Below are 18979 nucleotides of genomic sequence, written 5' to 3'. Positions count from 1 at the left end.
TTATGCCAATGACAACAACAGCAACGGTTCAGGGCGATGACAAGGCTTATCAATTAAGTCCTGAAATCAAAAAGTATACGTTACGTGATGTTGGGTTCACACCGACGAAAACCGGCAACTTTCAAGTAGTGCGGTCGCTCGATCCGAGTTCGCCGTATCAAAACGGAATCAAACTGAAGATCACGATCGACAAAGATTTGAAGAAATTCCGGATGTCGATTACTGATCCGAATGGTTTGCAAGCCATCAACATCTTCAAAGGCAAAAATCCCGACCAAGTGGAACAGTATCAATACTTCATCGATAACTTGATCGAACGGAAGGTACTCGCCGTTAAATAGGACCATCAGACGTTTTCAAAGACAATTTGAAGACGTCTTTTTATTTATCTAAAACACTTACTTTTAGAAAGCTTTTCTTTTTGCGGCTTTATTGTTATAATGGGAATTACTGGAATTCACGACCTTCAAATCGTAGAATACAGAATCTATTTGAAATGATGGTGATTGATGTGAAGGACAATTCACAGACACGCGTCGTGGTTGGGATGAGCGGTGGCGTTGACAGTTCTGTCACGGCACTTTTGCTCAAGCAGCAAGGTTACGATGTTGTGGGGGTCTTCATGAAGAACTGGGACGATACCGATGATAACGGTGTTTGTACCGCAACGGAGGATTATGAGGATGTAGCTAAGGTTGCCGCTAAGATCGGCATTCCGTATTACTCCGTCAACTTCGAAAAAGAGTACTGGGACCGTGTGTTTACCTACTTTTTGGACGAGTACAAGGCCGGCCGGACACCAAATCCTGATGTGATCTGCAACAAGGAAATCAAGTTCAAGGCTTTCTTGGACTATGCGATGGATTTGGATGCCGATTACATTGCGATGGGTCATTATGCTCAGCTTCGTTACGACCAGGATGGGGTTGCTCATTTGCTGCGTGGTGCGGACAAAAATAAGGATCAGACTTATTTCTTGAGCTCACTTTCACAGTGGCAGCTGCAGAAGGCAATGTTCCCAATCGGTGGGATGCAGAAGCCGGAGGTCCGTAAGATTGCCGAAGAGGCTGGTTTGGCAACGGCGCACAAGAAGGATTCTACTGGGGTCTGCTTCATTGGCGAACGCAACTTCAAGCAGTTCTTAGGCGAGTACTTACCGGCCCAGCCTGGCAAGATGATGACGGTTGACGGCGAGATCAAGGGTCAGCATGATGGTTTGATGTACTATACAATCGGCCAGCGGTCTGGACTTGGCATCGGCGGCAACGGGACTTCGAACGAGCCATGGTTCGTGGTCGGCAAGGACCTCAGCAAGAATATCTTGTATGTCGGTCAAGGTTTCCATAACGATTTGTTATATTCCGATCGTTTGGACGCATCCGGCATGAGCTGGTTAGCACCGAATACCCATGGGACGGACTTCCATGCAACAGCGAAGTTCCGCTATCGTCAGGCGGATATTGGGGTTACCGTTCATTTATTGGATGATGGCAAGGCCAACATCGTCTTTGACGAGCCGGTTCGTGCGATTACACCAGGTCAGGCTGTTGTTCTCTATGACGGCGAGGAGTGCTTAGGCGGCGGTACAATCGATGCAGCCTACAAGAACTCACAGGTCAAGGCCTTACAATACGTTTAAATAATTTCTGAAAAACTCTTTTTGGGGGACGTCAGCTGATTTTAGCCGGCGTCCTTTTTTAATTGGCGCGCAACTTGAAAAACGGCTCGTGTTTAGGGATAATAAGGACAAAGAATGTGTCTCAGAATAAGAGAAGGTAAATGAAAATGACAAAATTATTTTTTGTACGCCATGGCAAAACACAATGGAATTTAGAGGGCCGCTATCAAGGCGCACACGGCGACTCGCCGCTGCTGCCGGAAAGTTATGCTGAAATCGGCCAGCTCGCTAAATATTTGGATGGCACCAAATTTGCCCACATCTATACGAGTCCCTTGCCACGCGCCGTCGATACGGCCGAAACCCTGGCCAAAGATTTGAAACAAGATGTGCCGGTGACGATTGCCAAAGGGCTGCGTGAGTTTGATCTGGGAGCGATGGAAGGCATGCGCTTTACGGACGTGGAAGCAAAGTATCCGGAAGAACTCCATGCATTTCGGCATGCACCGGCTGATTATCATCCGGAAAAAATTCATGGGGAAACTTTTCAGCAGCTGATTGACCGGATGACGCCGACGATTGAAAAAATTGTGCACACTGATCAAACCGGGACTGAAAATCTGATTTTAGTCAGCCATGGGGCAGCCTTGGCGGCTGAAATCCAGCATCTGCTGGGGACACCAATCAAAGACCTCCGCAAAGACGGCGGCTTGACGAATTCGAGCGTCACTGTTTTGGAAACCAACGATGACGGCAAGACGTTCCAGCTGATTCGCTGGAACGAAACTTCGTATCTGCACCGGAAATTAATGCCGAGCGATACAATTTAGATTTTTGAAAGTTAAAGGAAGTTTGCAATGACCAAGACCAATCAATTTCAGCAGTTATGGGACAAGGGCGAGCGTGAAGAGGCCGTTAAACAATTGGCGGCTTATTTGCAGCACAATGAGCATGATCTGCCAGCTTATTTACAATTGTCAACTTATTTAACGGCCCTGAAAGATTTTCCGCAGGCAGAAGAACTGCTGCAGCGGGCGCTAAGTGTTTTTCCCAACGATGCGTCACTGCGCTATAATCTGGGAACACTGTATTATGTGGCGCAAGACTACACAAAAGCAATTCCAATCTTCCAGGAGCTGGTTCAAAACGAACAGATGGCGGATGCCCAGTACATGCTGGGCGAAATTTATTTCCGGCAGAAACAGTATCAGCTGGCGCTGGCATTTGCGTTAACGGCACAGCAGGCTGACCCGACGGCTATTGATGCCAATCAGTTATGCGGTGCGATTTGGATGAGCATGGGTAATTTTGCGGAAGCTGCCCAATATTATCGCAACGTGCTCGACCAGGCGCCCGAAAACGTGCAGGCTAATTTTCAGTATGGATTAACGCAGTTTGCCCAGCGCCAACCAGCTGAAAAATACTTTAATTTCGTTCAGAAACAAGCGCCCGATTATTTCAAACAGCAGAAACAGCAGCTGACGGATATTGAACGTTTCTTGGATGCGACAAAGGATGATCATCAGGATGAATAATGAAGAGCAGCATTTTATCACCGGTCAAGTCGAACGGATTTTTTTCCAGAATGACACGACTTTATATAAGGTACTGCTGGTCAAAATCGATAAAACCGACATCAAGTGGAATGAAGACGAAATCACGGTAACCGGCAGCTTCGGGACCATCAAAGAAGAGGGTAGCTATACTTTTTTTGGCGACATTAAAACCCATCCAAAGTACGGGCCCCAATTCCAAGCCACTAATTATCAATCTGATCAGCCTACCACTAAGTCTGGTCTAGTCGCCTATTTATCTGGTGAACAATTTACGGGAATCGGCAAAATGACGGCTGAGAAAATCGTTACGGCACTAGGCGGCGATGCGATTGATAAGATCATTGCCGATCCGAGTGTACTGGTTCCGTTAGGCATCAATGCCAAAAAGCGCAAGACATTGGTTGACGTTCTGACTGAAAATAACGGGATGGAACAGATCATTATCGGACTCAATGATTATGGGTTCGGGAGTACGCTCGCTTATGCCATCTATCAGCATTATCAGGAAGATACCTTGCGTGTCCTCCGTGAAAATCCTTATCAGCTGATCCTCGATATTGATGGGGTCGGATTTAAACGAGCTGATCAGATTGCCGAAAAAATCGGAATCGCTGACGATGCCGATATCAGGCTACGAGGCGCTTTGCTGGAGGAATTGAATCAATTGACCCAGCAGGAAGGCGATACGTATACGGCGGCCGAACCGTTACTGAATGGGGCACTGAATCTGCTCCAGCAGACTCGGCGGACACCGGTCGCGCCGCAAAAGGTCGCCGACCAGATATTAGCACTGGCTCATGACGGCAAGATTATGAGCGAAGACGATCGAATCTATCCCCGCAGTCTGTTTAATGCAGAGTGGCAGATTGCTCAGGAATTATATCGAATCGAGAAAGAATATGCCGACAAACAGGCTGCTTCTTTAAAGCATTTTGAAACGGAATTGAAGCACGTCGAAAAAAGGCTCAAGATTACGTATGATGATTCGCAGAAACAGGCCATTAAAGCCGCTCTGCAGCACCATGTCTTCTTACTGACCGGTGGACCTGGGACAGGAAAAACAACCGTGATTAACGGCTTAGTGGCGTTATTTGCGCAATTGCACCATTTGTCGCTTGATATCAATGAGTACAAAGAAGAAACGTTCCCGATTCTGCTGGCGGCACCAACGGGACGGGCAGCCAAACGGATGACCGAAACGACTGGCTTGCCGGCGAGCACGATCCATCGTTTGTTAGGACTGACGGGACGTGAGAATGACCCAGATACGCCGACTAAAGAACTCGAAGGCGGCTTGCTGATTATCGATGAAATGTCGATGGTCGACACCTATTTGTTCCGTTCGCTGGTTAGAGCGATTCCAAGTGACATGCAAGTCGTTTTAGTGGGGGATAAAGATCAGTTGCCATCAGTTGGACCAGGCCAAGTCTTTTCCGATTTGCTGGCGGCACAGATTCTGCCTGAGATTGAGCTGAATCAGATTTATCGGCAGAACGATGATTCATCGATCATCGAATTGGCCCATGACATCAACACAGGGCAAGTGCCGGCCAATTTCTTTACCAACCAGAGTGACCGCAGTTTTATTGCCTGCAATGCCTATCAGGTGCCAGATGTGATCGATCAAGTGGTCACACATGCTAAGCAGAAGGGGTTTGAAACCAGCGACATTCAGGTACTAGCACCGATGTATCGGGGGGCGGCTGGAATCGACCGGTTGAATCCGATGATTCAGGAAATTATGAATCCCCGCAAAAATGAACGTACCAAAGAAGTGAAGACCCAAAATGGAGTCTACCGAATTGGGGATAAAGTCCTGCATCTGGTCAACAGTCCGGATGTGAATGTGTTCAACGGCGAGATTGGACAAATTGTCGGAATTACGGAAGCTAAAAAAAGCAAGCATAAATCTGATGAACTGACGATTGCGTTCGAAGGCAACGAAGTGACTTATAAGCGTTCCGACTGGTATAAAATCACACTTGCTTATTGCACTTCAATCCATAAGGCACAGGGAAGCGAATTTCAAATGGTAATCCTGCCGCTAGTTCACCAAGAACACCGGATGCTGAAGCGGAATCTACTGTATACGGCGGTCACACGAGCCAAACAATTTCTGATTCTGATTGGCGAGCGTGAGGCGTTTGAGACGGCTGTTAAGGAACAATCGGCCAATCGCAAGACGACGCTCAAAGAACGTTTAAAACAAGTTTTTGAACAATCGCAGACGATGCCGCATCAGGCGGCCCGGCAATTGCGTTCGACCGCAGAGGCAGCAGTGGCTCCTTCAGAAATACCGGTTGCATCTGATGATGACACAACGGCCACGACAGCAACAACACTGGAACTCCATGAGGATGAAGACGATTATCGGCTGACCGTGGCGAAAGTTGCGAGCGGTGAAATTGATCCGATGATTGGAATGGGAACCGTAACACCACGCAGTTTTATGTAAAAAAATAGGATGTGACAGCAGTCACATCCTATTTTTATTCACTTAAATGGTTTTAAACCATGATAAACATTGGCAGAATCATTGGATGACGTTCAGTCTTGTCGAATAAGAATTCTTGCAGACCGTCGATAATCGCATCCCGCAACATTTGTTCGGTTGGTTTTTTGTTATTGTTAAAGGTATTGCGAATGATATGGAAGACGCGTTTTTGCGCTTGGTTGATCAATTCGCCTGATTCCCGCATGTAGACAAAGCCACGTGAGAGAATGTCCGGGCCAGCCAAGACCCGTTGCGACTTCATATCGATTGTCGCCACCACAACGACGAGCCCTTCTTCAGAGAGGACCCGCCGGTCACGGAGAACGACGTTACCGATGTCACCGACACCGTTTCCATCGACATAAACATCACCGGCACTGAAATGGCCGGCCATCCGTGCTGAATCAGAGGTGAGGGCGAGGACATCGCCGTTTTCCATGATAAAGCAGTTTTCCGCCGGCACATCGCATTGCTGTGCTAACTTAGTGTGAATCCGCAGCATCCGGTATTCCCCATGGATTGGCATGAAGAACTTCGGCTTCATCAAACGCAGCATCAGCTTTTGTTCTTCCTGGCCGCCATGACCGGAAGTGTGGACATTGTTGACCTTACCATGAATGACGTTGGCACCGGCTTCTTCAAGCTCGTTGATAACATGGTTGACACTGATTGTGTTGCCAGGAATCGGGTTGCTGGAGAAGATAACGGTATCGCCAGGTTGAATTGAAATCTGACGGTGGGTACCGTTTGCGATTCGGCTTAAGGCCGCCATTGGTTCACCTTGCGAACCGGTACATAAGATCATGACTTGGTTGGCCGGCAGATGATTGATTTCGTTGGCGTCGACTAACACATCATCAGGAATGTCGAGGTAGCCGAGTTCACGGCCGTTGACGATGGCTGTTTCCATACTGCGTCCGAAGACAGCAATTTTACGGCCATTGGCGATTGCAGTTGCTGATGCCTGAGCGATTCGGGAAATGTTGGAGGCAAAGGTTGCAAAGATAATGCGACCATCAATCCCTGAGAAAATATGACGCAGTGATTGACCGACAAATCGTTCAGACTTGGTAAAGGTCGGAATTTCGGCATTGGTACTATCCGACATCAACAGCAGGACACCTTCAGCACCGAGTTTTGCCATCCGCTGCAAGTTAGGCGCCGGCTGGTCACCGACTGGAGTCAAGTCGAACTTATAATCCCCAGTTTCAACGACGACACCTTGTGGCGTGTGAACGGCAATCCCTAATGTATCTGGAATCGAATGAGTCGTTCTGAAGAACGAAACGCTCATCTTACGGAACTTGATGACGGAATCCTCATTGATTTCGTGGAGTTCGGTTGTCTTGAGCTGGCCATGTTCTTCCAGTTTTCCTTTGATCAAAGCCATTGCTAATGGACCAGCGTAGATCGGGCATTCAGGGACCTGTTGCAAGAAGAACGGAATCCCACCGATATGATCTTCGTGCCCATGAGTGATCACGAGTGCTTTGATCTTGGACCGATTTTGGACTAAGTATTGGTAATCGGAAATGACGTAATCGATTCCGAGCAGATCGTCTTCTGGGAATTTAATTCCGCAATCGATGATGACGATCTCGTCTTGGAATTGCACGCCGTACATGTTCTTCCCGATTTCATTTAGTCCCCCTATAGCAAAAACGGCCGTTTCGTTATTTTTGATATTCAATTTTTTCATAAAATTAGAACTCCGTTAATTTAAAGTCCGGGCTCTTCTTTTCGTAGTCGAGAAAATTGCCAGTGAGTTCTTGAATCAATTCAATATTATAGGGGGTATTGTCTTCAACAAGGGCCCGTGCTGTAACAGCATTCGGGGCTTCCAAATAGAGTGTTTGTGTCGTTTCACGACGCGGATTGCGAATTTGATCTTTTTGATAAAGTACTTTGTAGATCATAAAAGCATCGATCTCCTTTTTAAAATAATTTTTTACCGTTCAATTGGTTGAAAATCCAACATTTAATCATTATTTTAGCATATCCGGTAAGCAATGTATAGAAAGGCAGAGATGAAGTTCGCCCAAAAGGTCCGAAACGATTATACTATGAACAGGGAATCCATTTCAGGGGAGGAATCATTCATGACGATCATTATCGGAATTATCCTATGTCTTGTGGTGCTGGGGCTCATCTTGTGGTTTGCGGTCCGGCGCCTCCGTCGTAACCGTGCTTTGAAAATTTTAAAGGCACACAGTGAAAAACTGACTGACCAGGTCGTCCACGAAAGCTTTCCCGAGCTTGTGCAGCAGTATCCGCATTGGGCCCAGCCGCAGACATTGCTGTCCAATCCCGTTGAAGATATTTGGGGACGGGGTGTGATGGTGTTCGAATATCAGGCTCAGGTCACATCGGCCAAAGTATCCGCCGTCGAAATAATGCATGCATTGGAAAAACTGCTTAATCAAAATGCGCAGAAAGCCCACATTGATTCTTCCAATCAGAAGTATAAGCCGTTTATCGTTTCGGATGGTTGGTACTTGGATGACCAATTTCATTTTGATGTGGCTTTTATGACCAATCAGCCGACGATCGATTATGTTCAAGATATGCGGCGCCTAGATTTGAAAGATGACATTTTGAAACCAGCGTCAAATAAGTCCTAGTTCAAAAAGCAAGAAAAGAGCTCACGAAAAGTTTTCCTTTTTGTGAGCTCTTTTTAAGACAAAAAATCACGGCGGGCATACACTTGAATCGTTGACAGGGGCGGATAAAGCTTTTGTGAAGATCGGAGAAAAAGAAGGTGTTAGCAATGGCAAAAGAAAGTGAAGAACGTCGGCGTCAGACCGGCCATGAAGGCGGTGAAAAAACCGCAGCTACTCATGGCAAAGATTTTTACCAGAAAATCGGTAAAGAAGGCGGTGAAAAGACCGCTGCGACACACGATAAACAATTTTACCAAGAAAATGGTAAAAAAGGCGGCGACAAAACCGCTGAAGAGCGTCACGAGAAGTAAACAGCAAACTTTAATTTGTCCGCTGCTCTGTCAATGAGAATTTATTTTTGAAGGTTTTATTTTTAGATACGGGGGGTATTTAAAATGGCTAAAGAAAATGAAGAAGTACGTCGTGAGAACAGTCGCAAAGGCGGCGAAAAGACTGCCAGCGAAGAGCGTGGCAAAGATTTCTATCAAAAAATCGGGAAACAAGGCGGCGACAAGACCGCAGCCACACACGACAAGAAATTTTACCAAGAAAACGGTAAAAAAGGCGGCGACAAGACCGCAGCCACTCATGGCAAAGATTTTTACCATGATATTGGTGAAAAAGGCGATCAAGTTCGTTACGGCAAGGACAAAAAATAATCCGTTACCAAATCAATTGAAAATTTCTTTCCTTTAATGAGTACACACAAAAGGGGCATCCAGTTTGGATGCCCCTTTTTTAATGCGTTGGTTTTATTCGATGACGGTTGTGTCGTCCGGCATTTCAAACGGCTTCTGCTTGTTGATGTGGTCATAGAATAGAATACCATTCAAATGATCGATTTCATGCTGGCAGACAATGGCCGGATAGCCCTTTAAACGAACTTTGTGTTCGTTGCCGTCGAGGTCTTGGTAAGTGAAGGTGATTTTTTCGTGGCGGATCACATACCCAGGCACATCCCGGAAAACAGAGAGACAACCTTCACCTTCAGCGATGGCAGCATTTTGGACCGAGTAGCTGCGGATCTTCGGATTGACGATCACTTCTTTGAAGATCGGCTTGGCATCGCCGTCTTCACCAGGCACGAGAACAGCCGCCATCATTTCGGACACACCGACTTGGGGTGCGGCCAGACCGACACCGGCACGGAGCTGATGTTTTTCGGCAATTTTTGGATCTTGGCTGTCTTCGAGATATTTCATCATCGCTGCGGCTAATTTCTGGTCTTCTTCAGATAAAGGAAAAGAAACCTGTTTTGCCGTCGAACGAAGTACTTTTTTGGAATCCTTATCATCACGGACCATATCTTTCATTAAAATCACGTTGTTCGACCTCCTATTGAATTCCATTTCATTTTAGCATATCTATTTTAAAAATAAAAAGCGTTTCATTGGTTGCCCTGGCGTGTCCGATCTGTTAAAATAAAATTGTCTAATAAAGCTGTTCCGTTAGGTGAGGCTCCTATATGAACATAAGCTGCTACTCAGAAACATCGAGAGATGCCAATTGAGTGAACTGAAATTGCCTACAAAGGCTTTTTCTAACGTAGCTGAATTTCATTCTACGTCATATAGTGCTAAAACTAAACGATTGGAACGCGCACGGGTCATTTGGTCTGTTTAGTGCGTCCTCCAATCATGGGGGATTTTTTATTGCTTTAAATTCAGAGACAGAAAAGTGTGGTGGGTAAAATGAAACAGTCAACAACGTCTGGTGGTAGTAGCAACGATAATATAGGACAGAGGAAGCTTGTCATTTTCCCCGCCGCATTCAGCAGTTTGTGAAATGACATCTTCCTCAGATAATTTCAGGAGGAAAACGGATGTTCACACAATTACAATCCCGTGTCCTGTTTGGTCCACGCCAGATGGGGCAGCAGCAATCCGGACCTGTGATCCGGAATCGGCGCAGCGGACTGACCGCAAAGGAAATCCGCACTCGGCGCCAGCGCACTGTGACATTGGCCGTACCCCGTTCACATCAAATGAACCATGGGCGGCTGTTCGGTGCCAGTTTATTTTTAATCATTAGTTTATTGTTTGGGCGTAACTGGCTTGGCTTGGGCCTGGTTAGTTTAGCAGCAATGCTTTTAATTGGAATTACCTTTCAGTTATGGCACACTGCCCAGACAGCTCGTCAGCGGGTTAATCTGTTGGCAGATCAGACTTATTTGGTCATTCGACATGGCTTGGCACAAGCATTACCAGCTCGCGAGCTGGTAGCGGGCGACACCGTTATCTTGAGTCAAGGCGAAACAGCGCCTGTTCCCATGGCCTATCAAACTGATTCACAATGGCAGACTTTAGCAACTGGACAAATGGTTCAGGCAGCACGTTTAGTGACCAGTGTTCAGGTGCCTTTGCGACCGGCACAAACAGTGCCGACCATTTTAGAGCTGTTGCAGCGTGTTTTAGCACTGACTGAAATCCGCAAAGGGTTGTTAGGCTTGGCAGTGTTACTGACACTCACTAATTTATCGCATCTGACAGCGATGTTAATGATTTTCTTGGTCATGAATCTCATTTTAGGTGGTCAGCTGCCGGTTCACCAGCAGCAAACAACGACTGACAATCCATTGGCAGTCGCAGTGGCACGCCAGCATTTTCAGGCCCACGTTCAAAAATTAAAGGCATTAAAAGAAAGTATTATTCAAGGCGGCAAAACACTTGATTTTGTCCATCGAAAGACCCCAGCCCCCAGTTACTTTGCGCAACCGCAGGCTGATCAAGATGCCGATCCGCATTTATGGGCCTTGGCGTAAAAACGTCCCCTTTGTGTGGGGCGTTTTTTTAGTGCAAAGGTGGTAGAATAAAGGCAACATAATGGAAGGAAGCGGCTGCCTTGTGCGGTTGTTAAAAAATGAATGGTGCAAAATGTTTGCCAAGAAATCAACCTGGCTGATGCTTGTCATCGAACCGCTCATTATTTTAGTTGTGGCGCTGGTCGGCCGTCTGGCAGCTCATGAAGCACATGCGCCGCGAGTTGAAGCAAATGATCTACTGCAGACGCTTGGATCAGGATTATTGCCCAGCTTAGTCTCCTTGTTTGTAGTTGTGGTAATGGCAGCGAGTGTCGCTGAAGAATTTTCCTATGGCACGATCAACAGTCTATTGACGCAGGCCCATTCACGGTTAGGTATTTTAAATGCCAAGTTTGCAGCTTGTTTAGGCTATGCATTTGTTGTTAATGCAATGGCCATTCTTTCCAGCTGGCTGGTTGGCAGCTTGGTACTTGGGTTTCAATCGCCGTTACGAACGGCATTGGGATTTCCGCACCATTTAACGGTGCTGGAGGTGGCCATTGGGATTGCCGTCAGTAATTGGATCATGGATTGCTTATACGGGGCTGTGACCTTTTTCATTTCGGTGGCGATTCATTCGGAAGGAATTGCGATTGCGGTCGGACTCGGGACCTTATTCATGAATACCCTTGTCAATTCGTTTTTCCTGATGCTGATGGAGCGTCCGCACTGGTATTGGCTAAAATGGCTGCCCTTCAACTTGTTCAATTTACGGTCGAAGTTTCAATTTATCGGTGCTGGGGTCCATTTAGACCCTTGGGACCTGAGCTACCCGCAAATGGTGGGGGCAATTTTAGTGTACAGCACGTTTTTTTATCTGCTCAGTCTGTGGATTTTCAGACGGCAGGATATCGTGGCTTAAGGAGGATTCAGGATGCAGGAAAATTATCAGTATCCGCTTAACTTAGAATGGACGACGGCAGAGATGACAACCGTGATCCATTTTTACAACACTGTTGAAAAGGCGTATGAGGGCGGCGCAACCGCCCAGGCAATTTTAACGGCTTATCGAGCGTTTAAAAAAGTCGTCCCCAGTAAAATGGAGGAACGGCAGCTGGACCGTGATTTTGAAACCGTTTCGGATTATTCAACGTATCAAGCTGTCAAGGCGGCCCGAGCTGACTCAAAGGGGCGCGTGCATTTGAAAGTGGGGGAAAAATAATGCAGCAAACGAATGTCAAACGTCTGATGCTTGATGTGCGGATTTGGCTGTCGCAAGGAGCAGCAGCAATCCGGCAGCAAATCAACTTGCCGTTGCAAGTGACCACGAAATCGGGACCCAATGATTTAGTGACCAACTTGGACAAAAGCAACGAGCAATTTTTAGTGGCCCAGATTCGCAAGGCGTATCCAGATGCTCATATTGTCGGTGAAGAAGGTTTCGGCGATCAAGTGACCGATCTGAAGGGCCTAGTCTTTTTCGTTGATCCGATCGATGGCACCTTGAATTTTGTCAAACAGCATAATGATTTTGCGACAATGATCGGTGTTTACGAAGACGGACAGCCGCTTGTCGGTGCGATCTATGATGTCATGGCTGATCAGATGTATTGGGGCGGTCCTGAACTAGGTGTGTTTGAAAATATGCACCAGCTTAGTCGTCCCGCCGATCTGCATTTGAAAGACGGCTTGTTCGGAATGAACGGGCCCATGCTGGCGGCGAATGGTTATCAGATGGCAGCGGTGCTGAAACACAGTTCAGGTGCCCGAATCATCGGGAGTGCCGGGATCGAATTTACACGGCTCATCACCGGTCGAGAAGTCGGTTATGTATCGCAGCTGGCCCCTTGGGATTTTGCCGCTGGACGGGTCTTAGCCGAAACTTTAGGCTTAAAAGTCGGCCAAATCGATGGCCAACCAGTCGATATGCTGGCCAAACAGCCAGTCATGGTCGCCACACCTACCGTCTTCCAAGAAGTGCTGGATCTGCAGACACACACGGCGGATTGACAATTTTTCTGAAAAGTGCAAAAAAGTTATCCCAATTTCTTGCAAGGTGTGCTAAAATAGTTGATTGTATACTATTACGTAATCAAATGATTAAAAATCGTTCATTTATTGAGAGGGAGCGCAAATAAACTTGAAAACACGTGAAGATATCCGAAACGTTGCGATCATTGCCCATGTCGATCATGGTAAAACAACATTGGTCAATGAAATGCTGAAGCAATCCGATACCTTGAATCAACATACAGAATTACAGGATCGTGCCATGGATACAAATCCGATTGAAAAGGAACGTGGGATCACGATTCTTTCCAAGAATACGGCCGTTCATTACGACGGTCATCAGATCAACATCGTCGATACACCAGGACATGCCGATTTCGGTGGTGAAGTGGAACGAATCATGAAGATGGTTGATGGGGTCCTTTTAGTTGTCGATGCCTTTGAAGGAACAATGCCGCAAACACGGTTTGTTTTGAAGAAAGCTTTGGAACAGCATTTGACACCTGTTGTGGTGATCAACAAGATCGATCGTCCCGGTGCCCGTCCGGAAGAAGTTGTCGACGAAGTTCTCGAACTCTTTATTGAATTAGGCGCTGACGATGATCAGCTTGAATTCCCAATCGTTTACACATCTGCTGTTAACGGGACTTCCAGCTATGATTCTGATCCTGCTAAGCAGGAACACACCATGAAGCCTGTTTTTGATACCATTTTGAAGACGATTCCGGCACCAATCGATAACAGCGACGAACCGTTACAATTCCAAGTTGCGATGCTTGATTATAACGATTATGTTGGCCGAATCGGGATTGGCCGTGTCTTCCGTGGCAAGATCAAAATTGGGGACAACGTTTCTGTTTTGAAGTTGGATGGTTCGAAGAAGAACTTCCGTGTCACGAAGATTTTCGGGTTTATCGGATTGAAGCGGGTCGAAGTCCAAGAAGCTAAGGCCGGCGATATCATCGCTGTTTCAGGGATGGAAGATATCTTCGTTGGGGAAACGGTGACACCAGTTGATCATCCGGATGCTTTGCCGATCTTACGAATCGATGAACCAACTTTGCAGATGCAATTTGTTGCCAATGATTCGCCATTTGCCGGTCGTGAAGGAAAATTCGTGACTGCCCGCAAGTTGGAAGATCGTTTAAAGGCACAGCTGCACACTGATGTGTCCTTACGTGTGGAAGACACAGATACTGCCGGTGCTTGGACTGTTTCTGGTCGTGGTGAATTACATTTGTCCATCTTGGTCGAAGAAATGCGCCGTGAAGGTTACGAACTGCAATTATCCCGTCCGCAGGTTATCTATCGTGATATCGATGGCGAAACTTGCGAACCGTTTGAATCTGTTCAGATCGATACACCTAGTGAATACACTGGTTCTGTAATCGATAGCATGTCTAAGCGTAAGGGCGAAATGCAGAACATGGAAACGACTGACAATGGGCAGACTCGTTTGACCTTCTTAGCACCTTCTCGTGGTTTGATCGGTTATTCAACTGAATTCATGACCATGACGGGTGGTTACGGCATTATGAACCATACCTTCGAAAAGTACCTGCCAGTTATCAAAAACTGGGAACCTGGCCGTCGTAATGGTGCCTTAGTTTCAATCAACAATGGGGCTGCAACCACTTACAGTTTGCAGTCGATTGAGGAACGTGGGACTTTATTCATCGACCCAACGACCGAAGTTTATGAAGGCATGATTGTCGGCGAAAACAGCCGTGAAGCGGATATTGCTGTTAATGCAACGAAGGGGAAGAACCTGACCAACACACGTGCTGCTGGGAAGGATCATGCTGCCGCTATCAAGACACCTAAGCATTTGACGCTTGAAGAATCAATCGAATTCTTGAACGATGATGAATACTGTGAAGTGACACCTGAAAGCATTCGTCTGCGCAAGAAGATTTTGAACACTGGCGAACGTCAAAAGGCTGCTAAGCGTAAAAAGATCGCTGCTAACAAAGACAAATAAGTTTTAAACGGATAGTTCTGGGAGAAAATATTCTCGCAGGACTATTTTTTTGTTCAGCGACGTGAAACTTTTCTTAAGCTGTCAATGTCAAATCACGCTTTGCGGTCGGCTATGCTATAATAATGGCATTGTACTGTGTGAATAGAAGAGGTGGAGAAGCAAGTTGGCAACCAAGAAAGAAAACAAGCGGAAGAAACGGACCGGTGCGATGCGCAAACGATTTATGGCCCGTCTCCGCTATTTGGATTATTTCCTATTGATCCCTTACTTGATTCTGTGTGGCGTCGGGGTCGTCATGGTTTATTCGGCGAGTGCCGATCAATTGATGATGAACAATCAAAGTCCGCAGCTTTATTTGAATAAGCAAATGTTATATGTCACCTTAAGCTTTCTCTTGATTGCAGTGATGCTGTCAATTGGATGGAAGCAGATCAATGATTCGGCGATGATCGGATTGTTGATGCTGATTACCTACATTTTGCTATTTTACTTAGTCGTTTTAAAATATGTTCATCCGAGTTCGGCCGTCAATGGGGCGACTGGCTGGATCGCGCTGGGTGGTTTCAACGTGCAACCGGTGGAAATTGCCAAACTGACGCTGATCCTGTATCTGGCACATGTGCTCGCCAAGCATGGTCATGAATATTCCCAGCTCAAGTTTTGGGGGTATGTGAAGGCGACCCGCAAGCAGCTGGTGTGCATTGCGCTCATGCTGGCAATGGTCCTTATCCAGCCTGATTTAGGCGGGATGGCCATCTTGGCCTTTATTGTGCTGATTGTCTGGATCAGTAGCGGTATTTCGGTGCGGTATAGTGTCACGACGCTGTTTGGAACGATCGGCATCATCATCGGTTTAGTGTTTGCCGTCATTAAACTGAAACCGAGTTTTTTGACCAGCAGTTATAAATTCAGTCGTTTGATGTCCTTTTTGCATCCGTTCCAATTGGAGAACAAGGGGGGCGCCCAGCTGGTCAATTCTTATTATGCAATCAATAATGGGAGCTGGTTCGGTGTCGGACTCGGCAATAGTATTCAGAAACGAGGCTATTTGCCGGAACCATATACTGATTTTATCCTCTCGATTACCACTGAAGAATTAGGATTAGTCGGTGCCTTGATTATTTTAGCGCTGCTCTTTTTCTTGATTTTCCGGATTATGCTGATCGGGATTCGGGCGAAGAGCGCCTATCGTTCCTTAATTTGCTATGGTGTGGCTGCCTGGTTGTTCGTTCAGACTCTGTTCAATGTTGGCGGGATGTCTGGCATTTTGCCGATTACCGGGGTGACGCTGCCGTTTATCAGTTATGGGGGGTCGAGTATGCTGATGCTCGCCATTGCCCTAGGGCTGGTTTTTGATGTTGCTGCCGATGAAAAACGGGAACAGCGGACTCCTAAGCCGGTCCAATTAAAGAAGGAGGAAGAAGCCCATGTTTAAAATGACATCACGCCAAGGAATCGTAGTCTGGGTCTATTCCATGAAACAGATCAAACAATTACGGCGTTATGGGATGATTGATTATGTCTCTAAAAAAATGAAATATGTTTATTTATATGTCGACCAGGATGAGATTGATGCGATTATGGCGCAATTAGAGAAGCTGCACTTTGTCAAACGAGTTGCTAAATCGCACCGTCCGGAGATCAATATGAACTTTACGGCTCGAATCGACCAGCATTCAGGGCTGCAGAAAAAAGGCGAGATCGAGGACGATGAAGAAGACCGCCTGATCCGGCAGCTTGATCATGAGGAGGACGATGCTGATGCGAATCATTAGCGGCGAATACGGCGGCCGGCGTCTTCAGGCGGTGCCTGGCATGAAGACGCGTCCGACCCTTGATAAGGTCAAAGAAACCATGTTTAATATTTTGCGGCCGTATTTGAAGGGCGGCAATGTGCTTGACTTGTACGCTGGAACGGGCGCCTTAGGTATTGAGGCTGTTTCACGGGGCATGGATCATGCGACACTGGTCGATCGCCAGTACGCCGCTTATCAGACGATTCAAAAAAACATTGCGGTTACCAAACAGCCGGAGAAATTTACGCTGCTGAAGATGGATGCCAAAAAGGCATTGCATCACTTTGCCGATGAGCAGGAACAGTTTGATTTAATTCTGTTAGATCCGCCCTATAAAAAGCAGCAGATTGAAAAATTATTGCAGCGCTTTGTCGAATTACAACTTCTGAAGCCTGACGCAGTCATTTTGGCTGAAACGGATACCACCGTCAGCTACCCAGAGCTAACTGATTATCGGATTCTGAAGCAGCAAACTTATGGCATCACGGAAGTGGCCATTTTTCAATATCAAGGAGGACAGCAGGCATGACAAAACGGATTGCATTATTTCCAGGCAGTTTCGACCCCTTTACGAATGGTCATTTAGAAACGGTTGAACGAGCTAGTGCTCTGTTCGATGAAATCATTATTGCTGTCATGACGAATACGGCCAAGAAGCCATTATTTTCGGGGGATGAACGGGTCGCAATGATCAAAGCAGCAACGGCGCAGCTGCCCAATATTCGGGTTCTGGCTGAACCGGAAGTCCTGACAATCCATCTCGCTGAAAAATTAGGCGCACAGTTTTTGCTGCGGGGGCTCCGTGATGTGCATGATTTCGAATATGAAATTGCCATCGCCCAGATGAATAAAACGCAGGATGCCAAGATTGAAACGATTTTTCTGCCGGCATCTGCTGAGTATGTTTTCATTTCATCGAGTATGGTCAAAGAAGTGGCTTCGTTTGGCGGCGATGTGAGCGGTCTGGTGCCGCCGGTCGTCGCAACGGCGCTGCAGCAACGATATTCCACAAAGGACTGAGCAGATGAATAAAAATAAAAAGTGGTTCATCTTTCGCCATCCCGGCCGCTTCTTCCTGTGGTTTGCCGGTATTCTAGTGCTGTTGTGGCTCCTCTTTTACCGGACCAGCCAGTATATTGAAGAACCCGGAACGGCTGAACCCTTAAATCAATATGTACAAGTGAATCACAAACGCGACCATGCGAAAGGGAGCTATATGCTGACAACTGTTGGTGTTCAAGGACCGGCCACACCATTGATGCTCGCTATTGCCCATTTCAAGCCCTATGACGATGTGACCAGCCAGCAGGAACTGATGGGCAACGAGAATAATAGCCAGTACAATCAGCTGCAAGATTACTATATGAAGTCGTCCGAAAACAATGCGATTGTGGTGGCTTATAAAGCGGCACACAAGGCCTATACGAAGAAATACTTAGGCGTGTATGTCTGGACAATCATGGACCAGTCTAATTTCAAAACGGTTTTAAAAGTCGGTGATACGATTACCAAGATTGATGGGCATGCCTTTAAAAGTTCACAGGCTTTTATCGACTATGTCAAAGGCAAAAAGCTGGGCACAAAAGTGACGATTACGTATTTACGTGCGGGCCACACCCATCAGGCGACCCGTAAATTGATTCAATTGCCAGGCACCAAACGGGCTGGGTTAGGAATCACGCTGACCGATCATACAACGGTCAAAACAAAGATTCCGGTCAAGGTCAATGCCGGCAGTATCGGCGGTCCGTCCGCTGGGATGATGTTTACCCTGCAGATTTACAGCCAGCTGACGAATCAAGCCGCTTTGCGCAATGGACAGAACATTGCTGGAACAGGGACAATTGCTGAAGATGGTTCGGTCGGTCAGATCGGCGGCATCGATAAGAAGGTCGTTGCAGCCAATCGAGAAGGGGCAAAAGTTTTCTTTGCACCGGATGAACCGGCTACAAAGGCCATCAAAAAGCTCGATCCGACCTATGTGAATAATTATGTGACTGCTAAAAAGACGGTTCGGAAATTGCATTCGCAAATGAAGGTCGTGCCCGTCCGCAATTTTAAGGACGTGATCAAGTATTTACAAACACATCAAACAAAATAATGAAAAAAATCCGTTACGAAGAA

At 46.7% G+C, this 18979-nt stretch carries 21 protein-coding genes and 1 riboswitch; of the genes, 18 read left to right on the top strand and 3 right to left on the bottom strand.

What is annotated here, in order from left to right; all coding sequences use genetic code 11:
• The first annotated feature begins 2 nt into the window (after window positions 1-2).
• The 5 genes from IV40_RS02005 to recD2 all read left to right on the top strand — a co-directional run bounded on the left by IV40_RS02005 (window position 3) and on the right by recD2 (window position 5629).
• Window positions 3-341, top strand: coding sequence for a DUF1831 domain-containing protein (locus tag IV40_RS02005; protein WP_057768688.1), 339 nt, complete (start codon window positions 3-5; stop codon window positions 339-341).
• Between the two features lie 155 nt (window positions 342-496).
• Window positions 497-1639, top strand: a complete 1143-nt coding sequence (gene mnmA / locus IV40_RS02000) for a tRNA 2-thiouridine(34) synthase MnmA (RefSeq protein ID WP_156404203.1) — start codon at window positions 497-499, stop codon at window positions 1637-1639.
• 146 nt (window positions 1640-1785) lie between these two features.
• Complete coding sequence (locus IV40_RS01995; protein WP_057768687.1) at window positions 1786-2448, top strand: histidine phosphatase family protein; 663 nt, start codon at window positions 1786-1788, stop codon at window positions 2446-2448.
• A gap of 27 nt (window positions 2449-2475) precedes the next feature.
• Complete coding sequence (locus IV40_RS01990) at window positions 2476-3153, top strand: tetratricopeptide repeat protein (RefSeq protein ID WP_057768686.1); 678 nt, start codon at window positions 2476-2478, stop codon at window positions 3151-3153.
• Entirely contained in the window at window positions 3146-5629 is a 2484-nt protein-coding gene (gene recD2, locus IV40_RS01985) for an SF1B family DNA helicase RecD2 (protein ID WP_236698001.1), read from the top strand. The genes IV40_RS01990 and recD2 overlap by 8 nt, the downstream gene beginning before the upstream one ends.
• Window positions 5630-5681: 52 nt before the next feature.
• On the opposite strand, the gene rnjA is transcribed toward recD2, so the two are convergent.
• A complete protein-coding gene (rnjA, locus tag IV40_RS01980; RefSeq protein WP_057768684.1) occupies window positions 5682-7367 on the bottom strand; it encodes a ribonuclease J1 in 1686 nt (561 codons plus the stop codon).
• 4 nt (window positions 7368-7371) lie between these two features.
• A complete protein-coding gene (locus IV40_RS01975) occupies window positions 7372-7584 on the bottom strand; it encodes a DNA-dependent RNA polymerase subunit epsilon (RefSeq protein WP_057768683.1) in 213 nt (70 codons plus the stop codon).
• 183 nt (window positions 7585-7767) lie between these two features.
• On the opposite strand from IV40_RS01975, the gene IV40_RS01970 reads away from it, so the two are divergent.
• The 3 genes from IV40_RS01970 (at window position 7768) to IV40_RS10685 (ending at window position 8987) form a co-directional block, all read left to right on the top strand.
• Window positions 7768-8289: a hypothetical protein gene (locus tag IV40_RS01970; RefSeq protein WP_057768682.1), complete on the top strand. Its 522-nt coding sequence runs from the start codon at window positions 7768-7770 to the stop codon at window positions 8287-8289.
• Between the two features lie 146 nt (window positions 8290-8435).
• Entirely contained in the window at window positions 8436-8639 is a 204-nt protein-coding gene (locus IV40_RS10690) for a hypothetical protein (protein WP_057768681.1), read from the top strand.
• An 84-nt stretch (window positions 8640-8723) separates the two neighbouring features.
• Entirely contained in the window at window positions 8724-8987 is a 264-nt protein-coding gene (locus IV40_RS10685) for a hypothetical protein (RefSeq protein WP_057768680.1), read from the top strand.
• A gap of 93 nt (window positions 8988-9080) precedes the next feature.
• Here IV40_RS10685 and def read toward each other — a convergent pair whose 3' ends face one another.
• Window positions 9081-9650 carry a peptide deformylase gene (gene def / locus IV40_RS01955; protein WP_057768679.1) on the bottom strand — a complete coding sequence of 190 codons (570 nt, stop codon included), beginning with the start codon at window positions 9648-9650 and terminating at the stop codon, window positions 9081-9083.
• Window positions 9651-9765: 115 nt separating this feature from the next.
• Window positions 9766-9930: riboswitch (M-box (ykoK) riboswitch) on the top strand.
• A gap of 220 nt (window positions 9931-10150) precedes the next feature.
• Between def and IV40_RS01950 the strand changes: the two genes are divergently transcribed.
• The 10 genes from IV40_RS01950 to IV40_RS01905 all read left to right on the top strand — a co-directional run bounded on the left by IV40_RS01950 (window position 10151) and on the right by IV40_RS01905 (window position 18956).
• Entirely contained in the window at window positions 10151-11089 is a 939-nt protein-coding gene (locus IV40_RS01950) for a hypothetical protein (protein ID WP_057768678.1), read from the top strand.
• 61 nt (window positions 11090-11150) lie between these two features.
• Window positions 11151-11990: an ABC transporter permease gene (locus tag IV40_RS01945; protein ID WP_082617830.1), complete on the top strand. Its 840-nt coding sequence runs from the start codon at window positions 11151-11153 to the stop codon at window positions 11988-11990.
• Between the two features lie 12 nt (window positions 11991-12002).
• Window positions 12003-12290: a UPF0223 family protein gene (locus IV40_RS01940; RefSeq protein ID WP_057768676.1), complete on the top strand. Its 288-nt coding sequence runs from the start codon at window positions 12003-12005 to the stop codon at window positions 12288-12290.
• Entirely contained in the window at window positions 12290-13078 is a 789-nt protein-coding gene (locus IV40_RS01935; protein WP_057768675.1) for an inositol monophosphatase family protein, read from the top strand. The genes IV40_RS01940 and IV40_RS01935 overlap by 1 nt, the downstream gene beginning before the upstream one ends.
• Before the next feature lie 130 nt (window positions 13079-13208).
• Window positions 13209-15059 carry a translational GTPase TypA gene (gene typA, locus IV40_RS01930; protein WP_057768674.1) on the top strand — a complete coding sequence of 617 codons (1851 nt, stop codon included), beginning with the start codon at window positions 13209-13211 and terminating at the stop codon, window positions 15057-15059.
• A gap of 223 nt (window positions 15060-15282) precedes the next feature.
• Window positions 15283-16494 carry an FtsW/RodA/SpoVE family cell cycle protein gene (locus IV40_RS01925; protein ID WP_057768819.1) on the top strand — a complete coding sequence of 404 codons (1212 nt, stop codon included), beginning with the start codon at window positions 15283-15285 and terminating at the stop codon, window positions 16492-16494.
• Entirely contained in the window at window positions 16487-16834 is a 348-nt protein-coding gene (locus tag IV40_RS01920) for a YlbG family protein (protein WP_057768673.1), read from the top strand. The genes IV40_RS01925 and IV40_RS01920 overlap by 8 nt, the downstream gene beginning before the upstream one ends.
• Complete coding sequence (rsmD, locus tag IV40_RS01915; RefSeq protein WP_057768672.1) at window positions 16821-17384, top strand: 16S rRNA (guanine(966)-N(2))-methyltransferase RsmD; 564 nt, start codon at window positions 16821-16823, stop codon at window positions 17382-17384. Before IV40_RS01920 ends, rsmD begins: the two co-directional genes overlap by 14 nt.
• Window positions 17381-17875 (top strand): pantetheine-phosphate adenylyltransferase, encoded by a 495-nt coding sequence (gene coaD, locus IV40_RS01910; RefSeq protein ID WP_057768671.1) that lies wholly within the window; start codon window positions 17381-17383, stop codon window positions 17873-17875. The genes rsmD and coaD overlap by 4 nt, the downstream gene beginning before the upstream one ends.
• A gap of 4 nt (window positions 17876-17879) precedes the next feature.
• Entirely contained in the window at window positions 17880-18956 is a 1077-nt protein-coding gene (locus tag IV40_RS01905; protein ID WP_082617831.1) for a SepM family pheromone-processing serine protease, read from the top strand.
• Window positions 18957-18979 lie beyond the last annotated feature (23 nt).

This window comes from Lactobacillus selangorensis (assembly GCF_001437205.1).
In the GTDB taxonomy this organism is placed as follows: domain Bacteria; phylum Bacillota; class Bacilli; order Lactobacillales; family Lactobacillaceae; genus Paralactobacillus; species Paralactobacillus selangorensis.
The sequence above is the reverse complement of the archived record's forward strand: the minus strand, read 5'-3'. Positions and strand labels throughout refer to the sequence as shown.

Excerpts from the sequence above, each read along its gene's own strand:
- IV40_RS02005 (WP_057768688.1), top strand. The coding sequence starts at position 3 with ATGCCAATGACAACAACAGCAACGGTTCAGGGCGATGACAAGGCTTAT.
- mnmA (WP_156404203.1), top strand. The coding sequence starts at position 497 with ATGATGGTGATTGATGTGAAGGACAATTCACAGACACGCGTCGTGGTT.
- IV40_RS01995 (WP_057768687.1), top strand. The coding sequence starts at position 1,786 with ATGACAAAATTATTTTTTGTACGCCATGGCAAAACACAATGGAATTTA.
- IV40_RS01990 (WP_057768686.1), top strand. The coding sequence starts at position 2,476 with ATGACCAAGACCAATCAATTTCAGCAGTTATGGGACAAGGGCGAGCGT.
- recD2 (WP_236698001.1), top strand. The coding sequence starts at position 3,146 with ATGAATAATGAAGAGCAGCATTTTATCACCGGTCAAGTCGAACGGATT.
- rnjA (WP_057768684.1), bottom strand. The coding sequence starts at position 7,367 with ATGAAAAAATTGAATATCAAAAATAACGAAACGGCCGTTTTTGCTATA.
- IV40_RS01975 (WP_057768683.1), bottom strand. The coding sequence starts at position 7,584 with ATGATCTACAAAGTACTTTATCAAAAAGATCAAATTCGCAATCCGCGT.
- IV40_RS01970 (WP_057768682.1), top strand. The coding sequence starts at position 7,768 with ATGACGATCATTATCGGAATTATCCTATGTCTTGTGGTGCTGGGGCTC.
- IV40_RS10690 (WP_057768681.1), top strand. The coding sequence starts at position 8,436 with ATGGCAAAAGAAAGTGAAGAACGTCGGCGTCAGACCGGCCATGAAGGC.
- IV40_RS10685 (WP_057768680.1), top strand. The coding sequence starts at position 8,724 with ATGGCTAAAGAAAATGAAGAAGTACGTCGTGAGAACAGTCGCAAAGGC.
- IV40_RS01950 (WP_057768678.1), top strand. The coding sequence starts at position 10,151 with ATGTTCACACAATTACAATCCCGTGTCCTGTTTGGTCCACGCCAGATG.
- IV40_RS01945 (WP_082617830.1), top strand. The coding sequence starts at position 11,151 with ATGGAAGGAAGCGGCTGCCTTGTGCGGTTGTTAAAAAATGAATGGTGC.
- IV40_RS01940 (WP_057768676.1), top strand. The coding sequence starts at position 12,003 with ATGCAGGAAAATTATCAGTATCCGCTTAACTTAGAATGGACGACGGCA.
- IV40_RS01935 (WP_057768675.1), top strand. The coding sequence starts at position 12,290 with ATGCAGCAAACGAATGTCAAACGTCTGATGCTTGATGTGCGGATTTGG.
- IV40_RS01925 (WP_057768819.1), top strand. The coding sequence starts at position 15,283 with ATGGCCCGTCTCCGCTATTTGGATTATTTCCTATTGATCCCTTACTTG.
- IV40_RS01920 (WP_057768673.1), top strand. The coding sequence starts at position 16,487 with ATGTTTAAAATGACATCACGCCAAGGAATCGTAGTCTGGGTCTATTCC.
- rsmD (WP_057768672.1), top strand. The coding sequence starts at position 16,821 with ATGCGAATCATTAGCGGCGAATACGGCGGCCGGCGTCTTCAGGCGGTG.
- coaD (WP_057768671.1), top strand. The coding sequence starts at position 17,381 with ATGACAAAACGGATTGCATTATTTCCAGGCAGTTTCGACCCCTTTACG.
- IV40_RS01905 (WP_082617831.1), top strand. The coding sequence starts at position 17,880 with ATGAATAAAAATAAAAAGTGGTTCATCTTTCGCCATCCCGGCCGCTTC.